Source organism: Azorhizobium oxalatiphilum, from assembly GCF_014635325.1.
GTDB lineage: Bacteria > Pseudomonadota > Alphaproteobacteria > Rhizobiales > Xanthobacteraceae > Azorhizobium > Azorhizobium oxalatiphilum.
Genome location: NZ_BMCT01000006.1, coordinates 68,339 through 84,574, shown reverse-complemented (window position 1 = coordinate 84,574; position 16,236 = coordinate 68,339). Strand labels below are relative to the sequence as shown.

At 68.2% G+C, this 16,236-nt stretch carries 13 protein-coding genes; 8 read left to right on the top strand and 5 right to left on the bottom strand.

All coding sequences use genetic code 11. The annotated features are described in order from the left end of the window. Positions 1–79: 79 nt before the first annotated feature. Positions 80–622, bottom strand: coding sequence for a winged helix DNA-binding protein (locus IEW24_RS19155; protein WP_188581630.1), 543 nt, complete (start codon positions 620–622; stop codon positions 80–82). A 283-nt stretch (positions 623–905) separates the two neighbouring features. On the opposite strand from IEW24_RS19155, the gene IEW24_RS19150 reads away from it, so the two are divergent. Further along, a complete protein-coding gene (locus IEW24_RS19150) occupies positions 906–4,550 on the top strand; it encodes a hydantoinase B/oxoprolinase family protein (protein WP_188581629.1) in 3,645 nt (1,214 codons plus the stop codon). 63 nt (positions 4,551–4,613) lie between these two features. On the opposite strand, the gene IEW24_RS19145 is transcribed toward IEW24_RS19150, so the two are convergent. Both IEW24_RS19145 and IEW24_RS19140 read right to left on the bottom strand, forming a co-directional pair. Next, entirely contained in the window at positions 4,614–4,907 is a 294-nt protein-coding gene (locus IEW24_RS19145; RefSeq protein ID WP_188581627.1) for a cysteine rich repeat-containing protein, read from the bottom strand. Between the two features lie 79 nt (positions 4,908–4,986). Then, on the bottom strand, positions 4,987–5,352 hold the full coding sequence (locus IEW24_RS19140) for a hypothetical protein (protein WP_244644544.1): 366 nt from the start codon (positions 5,350–5,352) through the stop codon (positions 4,987–4,989). 147 nt (positions 5,353–5,499) lie between these two features. On the opposite strand from IEW24_RS19140, the gene IEW24_RS19135 reads away from it, so the two are divergent. After that, entirely contained in the window at positions 5,500–6,282 is a 783-nt protein-coding gene (locus IEW24_RS19135; RefSeq protein ID WP_188581625.1) for a response regulator, read from the top strand. Between the two features lie 14 nt (positions 6,283–6,296). Beyond that, entirely contained in the window at positions 6,297–7,649 is a 1,353-nt protein-coding gene (locus IEW24_RS19130) for a sensor histidine kinase (RefSeq protein WP_188581622.1), read from the top strand. A gap of 57 nt (positions 7,650–7,706) precedes the next feature. Here the strand turns inward: IEW24_RS19130 and IEW24_RS19125 are convergent, their stop codons facing one another. After that, positions 7,707–9,032 carry a lytic murein transglycosylase gene (locus IEW24_RS19125; RefSeq protein ID WP_188582102.1) on the bottom strand — a complete coding sequence of 442 codons (1,326 nt, stop codon included), beginning with the start codon at positions 9,030–9,032 and terminating at the stop codon, positions 7,707–7,709. 194 nt (positions 9,033–9,226) lie between these two features. Then, the gene (locus tag IEW24_RS19120; protein WP_188581621.1) at positions 9,227–11,263 is read right to left on the bottom strand and encodes a YgiQ family radical SAM protein; all 2,037 of its coding nucleotides are present in this window, start codon (positions 11,261–11,263) and stop codon (positions 9,227–9,229) included. A gap of 204 nt (positions 11,264–11,467) precedes the next feature. Here IEW24_RS19120 and ftsW point away from each other — a divergent pair, with 204 nt between their 5' ends. From ftsW to IEW24_RS19095, 5 genes are read left to right on the top strand one after another with little or no spacing between them, the layout of a single operon-like run. Then, entirely contained in the window at positions 11,468–12,805 is a 1,338-nt protein-coding gene (ftsW, locus tag IEW24_RS19115; protein WP_188581619.1) for a putative lipid II flippase FtsW, read from the top strand. Between the two features lie 3 nt (positions 12,806–12,808). Beyond that, on the top strand, positions 12,809–13,933 hold the full coding sequence (gene murG, locus IEW24_RS19110) for an undecaprenyldiphospho-muramoylpentapeptide beta-N-acetylglucosaminyltransferase (protein WP_188582100.1): 1,125 nt from the start codon (positions 12,809–12,811) through the stop codon (positions 13,931–13,933). Between the two features lie 6 nt (positions 13,934–13,939). Continuing rightward, positions 13,940–15,346, top strand: a complete 1,407-nt coding sequence (gene murC, locus IEW24_RS19105; protein ID WP_188581617.1) for a UDP-N-acetylmuramate--L-alanine ligase — start codon at positions 13,940–13,942, stop codon at positions 15,344–15,346. A gap of 45 nt (positions 15,347–15,391) precedes the next feature. Continuing rightward, positions 15,392–15,694, top strand: a complete 303-nt coding sequence (locus IEW24_RS19100; protein WP_188581615.1) for a nucleotidyltransferase family protein — start codon at positions 15,392–15,394, stop codon at positions 15,692–15,694. Continuing rightward, the gene (locus tag IEW24_RS19095) at positions 15,694–16,047 is read left to right on the top strand and encodes a HepT-like ribonuclease domain-containing protein (RefSeq protein ID WP_188581613.1); all 354 of its coding nucleotides are present in this window, start codon (positions 15,694–15,696) and stop codon (positions 16,045–16,047) included. Before IEW24_RS19100 ends, IEW24_RS19095 begins: the two co-directional genes overlap by 1 nt. Positions 16,048–16,236: the final 189 nt, after the last annotated feature.

Below are 16,236 nucleotides of genomic sequence, written 5' to 3'. Positions count from 1 at the left end.
AACCATCCTCTCATGTCCCCATGATTCCACGCCCGGCGGCGCGACGCCATGCGGTGCGCGATCACGCTCCGGTGCGCCCTCACAGGCTGGCGGCGGAGCGGGCGGCCTGATCGTAATGGCCGGAGAGGGCACGCAGCACGGCGGCCAGCTCCGACAATTTGTCCGGCGTGATGCCAGTGGCGGCCACCGCCGTGGAGAGCAGGGCCTCGCGCACCTCGCGATAGCGCGCGCAGGCCTTGGTGCCGGCGGCGGTGGCGGACAGGGTCTTCTCCTTGCCGCGCCGGCCCGCCGAGACAAGGCCCAGCGCCTGCAGCTTCTTCGCGGCATAGGTGATGAGGTGGGTGTCCTCCACATCGAGCACGAGGCACAGGTCGGCGATGGTCTTGGGCCGGTCGCGATGCACCACATGGTGCAGCACCTGCACGTCCAGCGCGGAGAGGTCCGGCACGCCCGCCGCCGCCATGCAGCGGACCATCCAGCGGCCATAGGCGTGGGAAATCATGTTGAGGCCGAATTCCACCTCGGACAGCGCCGGCAGCGCGCCCTCGGCCAGATGCGCGGAAGACACGATGGAGAGGCCCGGCGGGGGCTTTATGGTGTCGTCTGTCGCGCGCTTGGTCATGGGGGCACTCCGCTTCCGTGCCGGCAGCGCCGACGCCTGCTTTCATGCCGCCGGTCGCCCGGCCGTGCAAGACGATCGCTCCCGATCGCGTGGGAAGCCGGCAGCCGAAGTGTCGAAACCGCGTCAAGTTTGTGTCATTTTCATGTCTTGTCAACAAATCGTTGACGAGCTGTCGGCCGCGTGATTTTGCTCGAAGGGAGATCAGGCGCCGGCACGCGTGTTCTGCTGCGGAATGCCGGCCCTCCCGTGACGCAAAGAGCGTGCCATGCAAGGAGCATCCCCGATGACCACCCCCGCGCCGGAAGCTCGCGCCACCTGGGAATTCTGGATCGACCGGGGCGGCACCTTCACCGACATCGTCGGCCGCAAGCCCGATGGCGCGCTGGTGGCGCACAAGGTGCTCTCGGAAAATCCGGAGGCCTACAAGGACGCGGCGGTGCATGGCATCCGCGAACTGCTGGGCCTGAAGGCGGGCGCGGCCATCCCCACAGGGCTGGTCTCTGCCGTGAAGATGGGCACGACGGTGGCCACCAATGCCCTGCTGGAGCGCAAGGGCGACCGCACGCTGCTGGTGACGACCTCCGGCTTCAGGGATGCGCTCAAGATCGGCTATCAGGCGCGCCCGAAGATCTTCGCCAAGAAGATCGTGAAGCCGGACATGCTGTTCGAGCGCGTGCTGGAAGTGGCTGAGCGCGTGCGCGCCGACGGCACGGTGGAGCAGGCCCCCGATCTCGCCGCCGTGCGGGCGGGCCTTGAGGCTGCCAAGGCTGATGGCATCGACGCGGTGGCCATTGTCTTCATGCACGGCTACCGCTATCCGGCGCACGAGGCCATGGTGGCCGGCCTTGCGCGCGAGATGGGCTTCGCGCAGGTCTCCGTCTCCCATGAGGTGTCGCCGCTCATCAAGCTGGTGGGCCGGGGCGACACGACGGTGGTGGACGCCTATCTCTCGCCCATCCTGCGCCGCTACGTGAAGCAGGTGGCGGACGAGCTGGGGGCGGACAGGGACGCCACCGGCACCGCCATCCGCCTGATGTTCATGATGTCCTCCGGCGGTCTCACCGCCGCCGATCTGTTCCAGGGCAAAGATGCCCTGCTCTCCGGCCCGGCCGGCGGCGTGGTGGGCGCGGCCAAGACCGGCGAGCTGGCGGGCCTGCCGCGCATCATCGGCTTCGACATGGGCGGCACCTCCACGGACGTGTGCCATTTCGACGGCGAGCTGGAGCGGGCCTTCGATACCGAGGTGGCCGGCGTGCGCATCCGCGCGCCCATGATGCAGATCCACACGGTGGCGGCGGGTGGCGGCTCCATCCTGCATTATGACGGCGCCCGTTTCCGCGTCGGCCCGGACAGCGCCGGCGCCAATCCCGGCCCCGCCTGCTACCGGCGCGGCGGCCCGCTGGCCGTCACCGATGCCAATGTGATGCTGGGCAAGCTGATCCCCGATTTCTTCCCGAAGATCTTCGGGCCGGCGCAGGACGCGCCGCTGGATGCCGACGCCGTGCGGCAAAAATTCGAGGCGATGGCGGGGGAGATCGGCGACGGCCGCGCACCCGAGGCGGTGGCGGACGGCTTCGTCACCATCGCTGTCGAGAACATGGCCAACGCAATCAAGAAGATTTCCGTCGAGCGCGGCTATGACGTGACCCGCTATGCGCTCAACTGCTTCGGCGGCGCGGGCGGCCAGCACGCCTGCCTCGTGGCGGATTCGCTGGGCATGAAGACCGTGCTCATCCACCCCTTCTCCGGCCTGCTCTCCGCTTATGGCATGGGCCTCGCCGATATCCGGGCGCTGCGCACCAAGGCGGTGGGGGCGCGCCTGGAGGCGGGAGCGCTGCCGGCCATTGAGCAGCTGCGCGATGCGCTCACGGCCGAGACCATGGCGGAGATCGCCGGCCAGGGCGTCACAGGCGATGCCGTGACCAATGAGGCGAAGCTCCACCTGCGCTACGAGGGCACGGACACCGCGCTCCCGGTGACGCTGGCGGACGTGGCCGCCATGACGGCGGAATTCGAGGACAAGCACCGCTCGCAGTTCGGCTTCATCTCGCCGGAAAAGCCCGTCGTGGTGGAGGCCATCGAGGTGCAGTCTTCCGGCGGCGGCGCGGGCATCGCCGAGCCCGATCAGGCGCTCGACGGCTCAGCCCCCAAGGAGACGCTGCGCACCCGCTTCTTCTCGCGCGGCGCCTGGCATGACGCGCCCGTGGTGCTGCGCGCGGACTTCCGTCCCGGCATGGCGGTGCAGGGGCCGGCCATCGTCATCGAGCCCAACCAGACCGTGGTGGTAGAGCCCGGCTGGCGTGCGGAAGTGACGCCCAAGGACCATCTGCTGCTCACCCGCACCGAAGTGCTGGAGCGCGCGGGAGCTGTCGGCACCAAGGCCGATCCGGTGATGCTGGAGGTGTTCAACAATCTCTTCATGTCCATCGCCGAGCAGATGGGCGTGACGCTTCAGAACACCGCTTATTCGGTGAACATCAAGGAGCGTCTCGACTTCTCCTGCGCCGTCTTCTCCGGCACCGGCGAACTGGTGGCGAACGCGCCGCACATGCCGGTGCATCTGGGCTCCATGGACCGCTCCGTGGAGACCGTGATCCGCGAGAACAAGGGCGACGTGAAGCCCGGCGACGTGTTCGCACTCAACGCGCCCTATAATGGCGGCACCCATCTGCCCGACATCACGGTGGTTACGCCGGTGTTCAATGCGGACGGCTCCGAGCTGCTGTTCTGGGCCGCCTCGCGCGGCCACCATGCGGATGTGGGCGGCGTGGCGCCCGGCTCCATGAGCCCGCTGGCCACCAACATCGAGGAGGAAGGCGTCTATATCGACAACTTCAAGCTCGTGGATCAGGGCCATTTCCGCGAGGCGGAACTGAACGCCGTGCTCACCGGCGCCAAGTACCCGGCCCGCAACCCGGTGCAGAATGTCGCCGATCTCAAGGCGCAGATCGCCGCCAATGAGAAGGGTGTGCGCGAGCTCAACAAGATGATCGCCACCTTCGGGCTCGATGTGGTGAAGGCCTATATGGGCCACGTGCAGGACAATGCCGCCGAGAGCGTGCGGCGGGTGCTGGACCGGCTGTCGGACAGCGAGTTCACCTATGAGATGGACCAGGGCACGGTCATCAAGGTGAAGATCAGCGTGGACAAAGAGGCGCGCGAGGCGACCGTGGACTTCACCGGCACCTCGCCGCAGCAGCCCACCAATTTCAACGCGCCCGAGCCCGTCACCCGCGCGGCGGTGCTCTATGTGTTCCGCGTCATGGTGGAGGATGAGATCCCCATGAATGCCGGCTGCCTTCGCCCCATCCGCATCGTGGTGCCGGAGGCCTCCATGCTGTCGCCGCGCTATCCGGCGGCGGTGGTGGCGGGCAATGTGGAGACCTCGCAGGCCGTCACCAACTGCCTGTTCGGGGCGCTGGATGCCATGGGGGCCTCCGAGGGCACCATGAACAACCTCACCTTCGGCAACGAGACCTACCAGTATTACGAGACCATCTGCTCCGGCTCGCCCGCCGGTCCCGGCTTCGACGGCACCGACGGCGTGCATGTGCACATGACCAATTCCCGCCTCACCGATCCGGAGGTGCTGGAGACGCGCTTCCCCGTGCTGCTGGAGGATTTTCACGTGCGTGAAGGCTCGGGCGGCAAGGGGCAGTGGAATGCGGGCGGGGGCACCTATCGCCGCATCCGCTTCCTCACCCCGATGGAATGCGCGCTGCTCTCCTCCCACCGCCGCGTGCGCCCCTTCGGCCTTCGCGGCGGCGAGCCGGGCGCGCTGGGCGAGGGCTATGTCCGGCGCAACGACGGCACCATGCAGGCGCTGGCAGGCTGCGACCAGACCCTGCTGGAGGCCGGCGAGGCAGTGATCATCGTCACCCCCACGGGCGGTGGCTATGGCGATCCGGCGCTACGCGGGAAGAACTGAGTATCTGATCAGAACGGACGCCCGCGCAGGAATGCGCGGGCGTTGTCCGGAATGAAGCGCGCCTTACTGCGCCCGCTGCGCCTTCAGTGCCGCCATGGTGGATTTGCAGCCCTCCGAGACCTGCGCCTCATGGGCTTTCATGCACTGGACGATGCGGCCACCGCCGGGCTGCACGCCGGCGCACAGTTTCTGGATGTCGGCGCCGCACGCCTTCTGGATCGCCTGCTGCGCCTGTCCGTTCATCTGCGCGTGGGCAGGAACGGACAGGGCGGCGATGAGCGCCGGGGCGGCGATCATCGCCGGCAGCAGAAGGTCGCGCGGACGGAACCGGCGCTTGATAGGTGACGGGCTGATCATCAGGAAAACTCCGAGGGGTCGGGAAAGGGAAAAGACCGGGCCGGAAGGGGGCGTGCGGTTCCGGCCCGGCCGGCGGCGGTCAGTAGCGACTGACCGACCCGCTCCGGGTCACGCTGTTGCCATAGGGGCCAACCGTGGTGCGTGAATAGGAATAGGCGCCGGGCGCGGTGCGGGTGACGCTGCCGGAACGGGCCACGGTGCCGCCATAGGGACCCGCAGCGACGGCGGTGCGGCTGCACGAGCCGCCGCCGCAGGCGCCGGCAACCGCACCCGTATAGGTGCCATACGGCGTGGCCACGGTGCCGCCGCGGCTCCAGGAGGAAGCCTCGGCCGCCTGCACGCCGAACAGGGCGGCGATGGCGAGCAGGGCGCCGGCGGCCAGCAGGTGTGGGGCGCGGGTGGCCGCAGGGGAGACGGGGGAGGTCGTCACGGGGGAGGTCGTCATGTCGTGCCTCTCGATCTGTGATTTCGGTGAGGACACGATCGCAGCCGGACATCGCAGGCACATTGCAGGGCAGCGGTTCGACGTAACGTTTTGTAACGGCCCGCCGCTTCCATTTGCCTTGATCGCCGCCGCCCCTAGAGTGGCGCCATGTCCACCGCCAGCCCTTCCAGCGCCAGCCCTCCCGCATCCGGCCTTCCCTCGGCGCCGCCGGAAAAGCTCATCCTCATCGTGGAGGACGATGCCGAGATCCGCTCCCTGCTGGCGGATTTCCTCGGCCGCGAGGGCTATGCCACGCGGCTTGCGGAGGATGGCCGCAGCATGGATGCCATCCTCGCCGAGGCGCTGCCGCATCTGGTCATTCTCGACATCATGCTGCCGGGGGAGGATGGCCTGTCCATCTGCCGCCGCCTGCGGGCGCGGGGCGATCTGCCCATCCTCATGCTCACCGCCAAGGGCGATGACATCGACCGCATCGTCGGGCTGGAAGTGGGGGCGGACGACTATCTGGCGAAGCCCTTCAATCCGCGCGAGCTTCTGGCCCGCATCCGCGCCGTGCTGCGCCGGAGCGGGGCGGCGGCCAGCGTGGTGGATGACGGCCCGCCCCGGCGGCAGTTCGCCTTCGCCGGGCTGGTGGCGGATCTGGACGCCCGCAGCCTCGCCACCATTGCCGGCGCGGAGGTGGGGCTGACGTCGGCGGAGTTCGATCTCCTGGCCTGCTTCATCCAGCGCCCCCGCCGCGTGCTTTCCCGCGATCAGCTGCTGGACTGGACGCGCGGGCGCGAGGCGGATCCGTTCGACCGCACCATCGACGTGTCCATCAGCCGCCTGCGCCGCAAGCTCGCTGCCGTCTCGCCTGACGCGGCGCAGCTCATCAAGACCGTGCGCAACGGCGGCTATCTGTTCTCCGCCGCCGTCACCACGGCGGGCTGAGATGACCCACTGACATGGCCCGCCTCGGCCTTGCCGCCCGCCTCGCGCTCATCATCGCCGCCGGTCTGGTGGCGATGCAGATGCTCATGTCGGCCGCCTATTTCTTCGACCGTCGCCCCACCACGGGCGGCGCGCTGAACGGGCCGATGATCGAGCAGATGGTGGCGCTGGTGGCGTTGCTGGACACCGTGCCGCCGGAGCAGCGCGCGCTGGTGCTGCGGGCGGCCACAGTGCCGGGTTTCAGCACCGACATCACCCCGAACGCGGTGCCGCCCGCCCCCGATGCGGATGTGCTGGCCTTCGTGGAGAAGCGGCTGCGCGCGCAGATCTCCGATCCGTCGCGCGCCATTTCGGCGCGGGTGGAAGCCGAATGGCAGGTCCCCCGGCTGCTGCGGCCGCTCCTGTTGCAATGGCGCGCGCCCCATCTGCGGGTGGAAGTGGAACTGGCACACGGCGGCTATCTGCAGGTGGATGCCACCGGCGAACTGATCGCCCGGCTGTTCGGCATTCCGGTCGGCCTGCTGGCGGGCCTGCTGGGGCTCGGCGTCGCCTTCGCCTCGGTATGGGCGGTGCGGCGGGAGACGCGTCCGCTCTCCCATCTGTCGCAGGCGGTGGAGCGGTTCGGCGCGCGGCTGGAGCCCCAGCCCGTGACGCCGCGCGGCGCGCCCGATGTGCGCAGCCTCATCGTCACCTTTGACGATATGCAGAATCGCATCGTTGAGCTGGTGCGCAACCGCAGCCTCGTGCTGGGCGCGCTGAGCCATGATCTGAAGACCTATGTCACGCGCCTGCGCCTGCGCCTCGAACTGCTGCCGGACGATCCGCAGAAGGCGCGCGCGCAAGGCGATCTGGAGGAGATGCAGACCCTGCTGGACGATGCGCTCGCCTTCGCGCGCGGCACGTTTGCCGCCCCAGGCGGCGCGCCGGTGGATCTGGCGAAGATCGTGGGCGAGGAATGCGCCGCCCGGCAGGCGGTGGGCGCGCAGGTGGCGATGACGCCACCCGCCGGCCCCTGCCTCGTCTCCGGCGCCGCCCCGGCGCTGAAGCGCGTGGCGGCCAATCTCATCGGCAACGCCATTGCCTATGGCGGCAGCGCCGAGGTGCGCGTGACCATCGAGGGCGATCAGGTGGCGCTGGTGGTGGAGGATCGCGGGCCGGGCATTCCCGAGGCGGAGCGCACCCGCGTGTTCGAGCCCTTCTACCGCATGGAAGCCTCCCGCAGCCGGGCCACCGGCGGGGCAGGGCTGGGGCTCACCATCGTGAAGCAGATCGTCGAGAGCCTGGGCGGCGCGGTGTCCATCGCGGAGCGGCCCGGCGGTGGTGCGCGCCTCACGGTGCGCCTGCCTCATGTGAGGGCGGCGGAATGAAAAAGGCCGGCGGGTTGCCCCGCCGGCCTCTTTTCATGTCCAGGTGTCAGCCCCGCGTCACTGGCGCATGCGCGCCAGCACTTCGAGGTTGGGATAGCCATCCGGCACCATGCCGGCGCGGCTCTGGAAGTTCTGCACCGCCGTCCGCGACTTGGTGCCGAGGATGCCGTCCGGATTGCCGATGTCGTAGCCCATCTGCAGCAGGCGGGTCTGCATCTCGATGCGCTCGGCGCGGGAGAGCGCGCGCTCTTCCTTGGGCCAGGACTGGGCGAATGGCCCGCCACCGCGCAGCCGGTCGCCCAGATGGCCGATGGCCAGCGCATAGGCGTCCGCCGGGTTATATTTCAGGATGGCCGAAAAATTCGGCAGCATCAGGAAGGCCGGGCCCTTGGCGCCGGCCGGCAGCAGCAGGAAGGCGGTGTCGCCGGGGCGCGGGAAGGCCATGCCGGAGGGCCGCTTGATGCCCAGCGAAGCCCATTGCGCCATGGTGTAGCGCTTGGAGCGGTCCACATAGCGATAGTCGAAATTCTGCGGCAGCACGACCTCATAGCCCCAGGTCTCGCGGAACTTCCAGCCGTCGAGCTTGAGGTTGTTGGCGGTGGAGGCGATCACGTCGGGGATGGAATCCACCACGTTGCGATGGCCGTCGCCGTCGAAATCCACCGCGAAGCGCTGGAACGAGGTGGGCATGAACTGGGTGGGGCCGAAGGCGCCCGCCCACGAGCCCTTCAGATGGTCGGCGGGCACGTCGCCCTTGGCGATGATCTGCACGGTGGCGACGAATTCGTCGCGGAAATAGTCCTGCCGGCGGCCGATGCAGGCCAGCGTCGCGGTGGACTGGAGCACCGGGCGCGAGCCCATGCCGCCCGGCGAGCCATAGCTGGATTCGATGCCCCAGATGGCGGCTATGGCGTAGCGGTCCACGCCATAGGCCTGTTCGACCCGGTCGAAGATGGACTTGTACTGGGCCAGCATCTCGCGGCCCTTGGCGATGCGCTTCTCGCTCACCAGCATGTCCACATAGGAGCCCATGGTGCGCGAGAATTCGGGCTGGCTGTCCATATAGTCCATGATCTTCATGTCGGGCTGGAGCCCGGCGACGATCTGGTTATAGACGGCGGGCGAGACGCCCTTGGCCTGCGCCAGCGGCTGCATGGCGGCGATGCAGTTGGGGAAATTGGCCTGCGCCTGCGCGATGGCCTCCGGCTGCATCAGCGGATGGCCGGCGCGCTCCTGCGGCTGGGCCTGCTGCTGCGGCTGGAACCCCTGGAAGATGGAGCCGGTGGTCTGGGCCTGCGCGACGGCGGGCACGATGGCTGTCACGGAGGCCGCCACGGCGAGGGCGGTCGCCCATCCGCGTCTGACGCCTGCGCGCACCGTCATGGTGCCCGTCTTGCGCGTCGTCATGGTCGTTCCGGTCGTCTGCACCGCCATCGCTCAACCCTTCTCGCCGCGCATCGCGCAGCCCGGTGGTCCTCACGCTAATGGGCATGGAATATGGTTGCGCCACGGTTAACGTAGGGCAAGTTTGTGCCTTCTGACGGCCCGCGCGTGTTCACGAACGCGCCAGCCGCCTTTCACCGCTTCGGCAGCGGCACGCCCTTGGTGGTGAAGGGCTTCATGCCCCGGCTGTTGGGGCGCACGGGGCGCTTGGTGGTGGCGGCCTTGCCGGTGCCCGGCGGCTGATGGGCCGGCACCAGCTGCTCCGGCCGGGAGCCGATGAGATCGGCGCGGCCCATCTCCTTCAGCGCCTCGCGCAGCAGCGGCCAGTTGTCCGGGTCGTGATAGCGCAGGAACGCCTTGTGCAGCCGGCGCTGGCGGCCGCCCCGTATGGTCTCCACCTGATCGCTGGCCCCGCGCCGCACGCCTTTCAGCGTGTTGACGCCGGTGTGGTACATGGCGGTCGCGGTGGCCATGGGCGAGGGCAGGAAGGTCTGCACCTGATCGGCCCGGTAGCGGTTCTTCTTCAGCCACAGGGCGAGGTGCATCATGTCCTCGTCGGTGGTGCCGGGATGGGCGGCGATGAAATACGGGATCAGATAGTATTTCTTGCCCGCTTCCTGCGCCGCGGCCTCGAACATCTCCTTGAAGCGGTCATAGGTGCCGATGCCCGGCTTCATCATCTTGTCGAGCGGCCCGCGCTCGGTGTGCTCGGGGGCGATCTTCAGATAGCCGCCCACATGGTGCGTCACCAGTTCCTTGACGTATTCTGGGCTCTTGACCGCGAGGTCGTAGCGCACGCCGGAGGCCACCATCACCTTCTTCACGCCCTTCACCTCGCGCACCTTGCGATAGAGGCGGATGAGGTCGTCATGGGAGGTGTTGAGGTTCGGGCAGATGTCCGGGAACACGCAGGACGGCAGCCGGCAGGCGGCCTCGATCTTCGGATCCTTGCAGGCCATCCGGTACATGTTGGCGGTCGGCCCGCCGATGTCCGAGATCACGCCCGTGAAGCCCGGAGTCTTGTCGCGGATCTTCTCGATCTCCTTCAGGATCGAGCCTTCCGAGCGGTTCTGGATGATGCGGCCCTCGTGCTCGGTGATGGAGCAGAAGGTGCAGCCGCCGAAGCAGCCGCGCATCACCGTCACCGAGAACTTGATCATGTCCCACGCCGGGATCTTCGCATCCCCGTAGGACGGGTGCGGCGCGCGGGCGTAGGGCAGATCGTAGACCGCATCCATCTCCTCGGAGGTGAGCGGGATGGGCGGCGGGTTCAGCCACAGGTCGCGGTCGCCATGGCGCTGGACCAGCGGACGCGCATTGCCGGGATTGGCCTCCCGGTGCAGCACGCGGGAGGCGCGGGCATAGGCTTCCTTGTCGCCCTCCACCTGCTCGTAGGAGGGCAGGCGGATCACCGTGTCGCCGGCAAGGCGGGCGGCGGCCTCGTCGGCCGAGTCGAGATCGTCGGCGGGCAGTTCGCGATAGTGCTCGGGCACCTTGCGGAACAGCGCCACGCCCCGGATGTCCTCCAGATCACGCGGGGCCTCGCCATCGGCGATGCGGTTTGCCACTTCCACCACGGCGCGCTCGGCATTGCCGTAGATCAGCAGGTCCGCCTTGGCGTCGGCCAGGATCGAGCGGCGCACCTTGTCGGACCAGTAGTCGTAATGGGCGATGCGGCGCAGCGAGGCCTCGATGCCGCCGAGGATGACCGGCACGTCCTTGTACGCCTCGCGGCAGCGCTGCGTGTAGACGATGGTGGAGCGATCCGGCCGCCGTCCGCCCTCGCCGCCCGCCGTATAGGCGTCGTCATGGCGCAGCTTGCGGTCGGAGGTGTAGCGGTTGACCATGCTGTCGAGATTGCCGCCGGTCACGCCGAAGAAGACGCGCGGCTTGCCCAGCGCCTTGAAGGGCTCGGCCGACTGCCAGTCGGGCTGGGCGATGATGCCGACCCGGAACCCCTGCGCCTCCAGCAGGCGGCCGATGATGGCCATGCCGAAGGAGGGATGATCCACATAGGCATCGCCCGTCACCAGCACGATGTCGCACGCATCCCAGCCCAGCGCTGCCATTTCGGCGCGGCTCATGGGCAGGAACGGGGCGGGCTTTTCCGAACGGGGGCGATAGCCCGGCGCGGAGATCGGCGGCTTTTCGGCGTAGGCTTGGATGTCCATGGGGGTCACGCATACGACCAGGTTGGAGCAAATTCAATCAACAGGCGTTGAAGAGCGGGGCGAATACCACCCGTCCGTGTCCTTACGACGGCACCGGAAGCGGGACGGTAACTCTCTGACATGCATGTGACGGCCTGCCCTTAATCCCCCGTCAACCAAGCCTGCGCCATGGTGTCCGGCAAATTCCGCCGGAGTATTTCCCCGATGATGTCGCGTGCCGACCGCACCGTCCTGAGCGAGTGGTGGTGGACGGTGGACCGCCTGTTGCTGGGCAGCCTCCTCGTCCTGATGATGGTGGGCATCGTGCTCTGCCTCGCCGCGTCCCCGCCCGTGGCGGCCCGCCTCGGCATCGCCGATCCCTTCCACTTCGTGGACCGGCAGGTGATGTTCCTCATCCCCGCCATCGGCGTGCTGTTCGGCACCTCCTTCCTGCAGCCGCGCACCATCCGGCGCATCTGCATGGTGGTGTTCGGCGTCTTCCTCGTGCTGCTCTGCGCCACCCTCGTCATCGGCCCCGAGGTGAAGGGCGCCCGGCGCTGGCTCAATCTGGCCGGCGTCACCGTGCAGCCGTCCGAATTCCTGAAGCCCGCCTTCGTGGTGCTGGCGGCGTGGCTGTTCTCCGAGAGCACCAAGCGCCCCGAGATGCCGGCGCAGCTGCTCGCGGTCGGCCTGCTGGGCTCGGTGGCGCTGCCCCTCGTGCTGCAGCCGGACTTCGGCCAGACCACGCTGGTCTGTCTCGTCTGGGGTGCGCTGTTCTTCCTTGCCGGCCTGCGCTGGATCTGGATGGTGGGTATGGTGGGCGCGGGCGCGACCGGGCTGTTCGTCGCCTATCAGTTCGTGCCGCACGTGACCAAGCGCATCGACCGCTTCCTCGATCCCGGCACCGGCGACAATTATCAGGTCGAGACGGCGCTGGAGAGCTTCCGCCACGGCGGCTGGCTGGGGCAGGGGCCGGGCGAAGGCACCGTGAAGCGCATTCTCCCCGACGGCCACACCGACTTCGTGTTCGCGGTGGCGGCGGAGGAGTTCGGCATCATCCTGTGCATGATCCTGCTGGCGCTGTTCGCCTTCATCATCCTGCGCAGCCTCAATCGCGCGCTGAAGGAGCAGGACCCCTTCAACCGCTTCGCCGCCACCGGCCTCACTTTGCTGTTCGGCCTGCAGGCGAGCATCAACATGGCGGTGAACGTGCACATCATGCCCGCCAAGGGCATGACGCTGCCCTTCATCTCCTATGGCGGCTCATCCCTGATCTCGCTGGCCTTCGGCATGGGCATGCTGCTGGCGCTCTCCCGCAGCCGGCCGGGCGCGGCCGCCATGGCGGCGCTCTCCGAGCCCATGCACATGCCCAAGGATGCGGTGTTCGCCACCCCCATCGACGGCCATCACGAGAGCGACCTGCCGAGCGAGGAGCCCGCCCCGGCGCCTGCCGCCAAGGCCGCGACCGCTTCCACGCCCGCTCCCGCGCCGGCCCCTCCGGTGCCCGTGACCCCGACGCAGATGCTCGTCACCCGCGGCCCCGCCCGCCGCACCGCAGCCTGAGGCATCACCGTGGCGCCTCTCATCCTGCTCGCCGCCGGTGGCACCGGCGGCCATCTGTTTCCGGCCGAGGCTCTGGCCGCCGCCCTCACCCGGCGCGGCCTTGCGGTGGATCTCGTCACCGACAGCCGGGCGGCGAAATATGCCGGCCACTTCCCGGCCCGTGAACTGCACGTCATCTCCGCCGACACCGTGCGCGGGCGCTCGCCCGTCGCCATGGCCAAGACCCTGTTCGCGCTGGGCAGCGGCTTCGTGTCGGCGCTGGCTTTGCTGCGGCGGGTGAAGCCCGCCGTGGTGGTGGGCTTCGGCGGCTATCCGACGCTTCCGCCCTTGTTCGCGGCCACCGTGCTCGGCGTGCCGAGCCTCGTGCATGAGGCCAACGGCGTCATGGGTCGCGCCAACCGGCTTTTAGCCAAGCGCGTGCAATCCATAGCGACCGGCTTTCCCGGCATTCTCGACACCAATCCCGCGCTGAAGGCCAAGGCGGTGTGGACCGGCAATCCGCTGCGCCCCGCCGTGCTCGCCGCCACCGCCACGCCTTATGCGGCGCCCACCCCGGACGGCACGCTCAACGTGCTGGTGTTCGGCGGCAGCCAGGGCGCGCGGGTGATGTCGGACGTGGTGCCGGACGGCCTTGCCGCCCTCGATTCGGGCACCCGCGCCCGTCTCCGCGTGGTGCAGCAGGCCCGCGCCGAGGACATGGCGCGCGTGCAGGGCACCTATGCGCAGGCCGGGATCGCCGCCGAGGTGGCGCCCTTCTTCCAGGACCTGCCGGCCCGCATGGCGGGCGCCCATCTCGTCATCTCGCGCTCCGGCGCCTCCACGGTGGCGGAGCTGGCGGCCCTTGGCCGGCCAAGCCTTCTCGTGCCGTTGCCGGGGGCCATCGATCAGGATCAGGCGGCCAACGCCAAAGCGCTCGAAGCCGTCGGCGGGGCGGTGACGATCCCGCAGGCCCAGTTCACCCCGGAGCGGGTGGCGCAGGAGATCCGGCGCCTTGCCGCGACCCCGGAAACGTTGACGCAGATGGCGGATGCCGCCAGAAGCGCCGGCGTGCTCGACGCCGCCGACCGGCTGGCGGATGTGGTGGCACGTCTTGCCGGCGGTGCACCGGCCCAGACTCAAGTTGGATAGATTGCGATGAAGCTCCCCGAGGCCCTCGGCTCCATTCATTTCGTCGGCATCGGCGGCATCGGCATGAGCGGCATCGCGGAGGTGCTGAACAATCTCGGCTACACCGTGCAGGGCTCGGACGTGTCCGAGAGCGCCAATGTGAAGCGCCTGCGCGACAACGGCATCGCCGTGACCGTGGGCCACAAGGCCGGGAATATCGAGGGCGCCGAGGTGGTGGTGGTCTCCTCCGCCATCAAGCGCGACAATCCCGAGCTTCTGGCCGCCCGTGCCAAGCGCCTGCCGGTGGTGCGCCGGGCCGAGATGCTGGCGGAATTGATGCGGCTGAAGAGCTGCGTCGCCATCGCCGGCACCCATGGCAAGACCACCACCACCTCGCTGGTGGCGACCCTGCTGGACAAGGGCGGCTTCGACCCCACCGTCATCAATGGCGGCATCATCAATGCCTATGGCACCAACGCCCGCCTCGGCGGCGGCGACTGGATGGTGGTGGAGGCGGACGAGAGCGACGGCACCTTCCTGAAGCTGCCGGCGGAAGTGGCCATCGTCACCAATATCGATCCCGAGCATCTCGACCACTTCAAGACCTTCGACAAGGTGCAGGAGGCCTTCCGCACCTTCATCGAGAACCTGCCCTTCTACGGCTTCGCGGTGATGTGCATCGACCACCCGGTGGTGCAGGCCCTCGTCGGCCGCATCGAGGACCGGCGCATCATCACCTATGGCGAGAACCCGCAGGCGGACGTGCGGCTGGTGGATGTGGACTTGCGCGGCGGTATCACCCGCTTCGGCGTGGTGTTCCGCGATCGCGCCGGCACTGCCGAGCACCGCATCGACGGCCTGAAGCTGCCCATGCCGGGCAAGCACAATGCGCTGAACGCCACCGCCGCCATCGCGGTGGCGCGCGAACTGCGGGTGACGGATGACCGCATCATCGAAGCCATCGGCGGCTTCGGCGGTGTGAAGCGGCGCTTCACCCGCACCGGCGAGTGGAACGGCGCGGTGATCTTCGACGATTACGGCCACCATCCGGTGGAGATCGCCGCCGTGCTGCGTGCCGCCCGCGCGGCGACCGACAAGCAGGTCATCGCCGTGGTGCAGCCGCACCGCTACAGCCGGCTGGCTTCGCTGTTCGACGAATTCTGCACCTGCTTCAACGACGCCGACCATGTGATCGTGGCCCCGGTCTATGCGGCGGGCGAGGCGCCCATCGCGGGCGCCGACAGCGAGCATCTGGTGCAGGGTCTTCGCGCCCGCGGCCATCGCTCGGTGACGGCGCTTGAAGGGCCGGAGGCGCTGGCGGGCATCGTCTCGAAGCTGGCGAAGGACGGCGACTATGTGGTCTGCCTCGGCGCCGGCACCATCTCGCAATGGGCCTATGCCCTGCCGGGCGAACTGGAGAAGCTCGACCACTGAGGGCGCTCGGGGCGGGACGGGGGCGGATTGTGTTATGATCCGCCCATGTCCCTTTCGCGCAGCGAACTGATCGACGCTCTCATCGCCCTTGAGCCGCAGCTGCGCGCCGAAGGCGTGACCGGGCTCGCCCTGTTCGGCTCCCGCGCCCGTGGCGACCATCGGCCCGACAGCGACGTGGATGTGGCTATCGAGGTCGAGCCCAATTCGCGGTTTTCGCTGATTGATCTGGTCGGCGTTGCACACCAGATCGAAGACAAGGTGGGCCTTTCCGCCAACATCTTCATGCGCCGCAGCCTCGACGACAGCTTCCGGCGCACATTGGCGCGGGACGGGATCGAGGTGTTCTGATGGGCGAGCGCGAAATTTTTCGTGTTCGTGACATGAAGCAGAGCATCGAGGATATCCGCGCTCTTCTTGAAGGCCGCTCCCCTGACATTCTGGTGGCGGATCGGATGGTCCGCGCAGCCTATGAGCGGTTCCTCGAAATCCTGAGCGAAGCCTCCCGGCATGTGCCGGAGGCATGGAAGCAGGAGGTTGCACCGGACGTGCCGTGGCGGCGGATCGCCGATCTCGGCAATCACCTCCGGCATGTCTACAATCGCGTCGATGTAGCGATCTTGTGGGACATCTATGCCCAGCAGCTCGATGCGCTTGAACACGCCGTCGACCAGATCCTCGTCCGGTTTGCTGCCGAACCCTAAGCTTTGCCGGTTAAGCAACCACAGGCCAACTGCGTCCGGCACCGCGCCGACGTTCGCGAAAATCCGGACGATCCATTAGTCTAGGTGCCCGAAGTCTGGACTTATGCAGCAATATTTGTGACAATTAAATAAGCATAGCATACGGTTTATTTCAGAAATTTCTGAAAGATGCACAATTCGGGGCCTGAG

Coding starts and splice junctions, on each gene's coding strand:
- IEW24_RS19155 (WP_188581630.1), bottom strand. CDS start 622: ATGACCAAGCGCGCGACAGACGACACCATAAAGCCCCCGCCGGGCCTC.
- IEW24_RS19150 (WP_188581629.1), top strand. CDS start 906: ATGACCACCCCCGCGCCGGAAGCTCGCGCCACCTGGGAATTCTGGATC.
- IEW24_RS19145 (WP_188581627.1), bottom strand. CDS start 4,907: ATGATCAGCCCGTCACCTATCAAGCGCCGGTTCCGTCCGCGCGACCTT.
- IEW24_RS19140 (WP_244644544.1), bottom strand. CDS start 5,352: ATGACGACCTCCCCCGTGACGACCTCCCCCGTCTCCCCTGCGGCCACC.
- IEW24_RS19135 (WP_188581625.1), top strand. CDS start 5,500: ATGTCCACCGCCAGCCCTTCCAGCGCCAGCCCTCCCGCATCCGGCCTT.
- IEW24_RS19130 (WP_188581622.1), top strand. CDS start 6,297: ATGGCCCGCCTCGGCCTTGCCGCCCGCCTCGCGCTCATCATCGCCGCC.
- IEW24_RS19125 (WP_188582102.1), bottom strand. CDS start 9,032: ATGACGGTGCGCGCAGGCGTCAGACGCGGATGGGCGACCGCCCTCGCC.
- IEW24_RS19120 (WP_188581621.1), bottom strand. CDS start 11,263: ATGGACATCCAAGCCTACGCCGAAAAGCCGCCGATCTCCGCGCCGGGC.
- ftsW (WP_188581619.1), top strand. CDS start 11,468: ATGATGTCGCGTGCCGACCGCACCGTCCTGAGCGAGTGGTGGTGGACG.
- murC (WP_188581617.1), top strand. CDS start 13,940: ATGAAGCTCCCCGAGGCCCTCGGCTCCATTCATTTCGTCGGCATCGGC.
- IEW24_RS19100 (WP_188581615.1), top strand. CDS start 15,392: ATGTCCCTTTCGCGCAGCGAACTGATCGACGCTCTCATCGCCCTTGAG.
- IEW24_RS19095 (WP_188581613.1), top strand. CDS start 15,694: ATGGGCGAGCGCGAAATTTTTCGTGTTCGTGACATGAAGCAGAGCATC.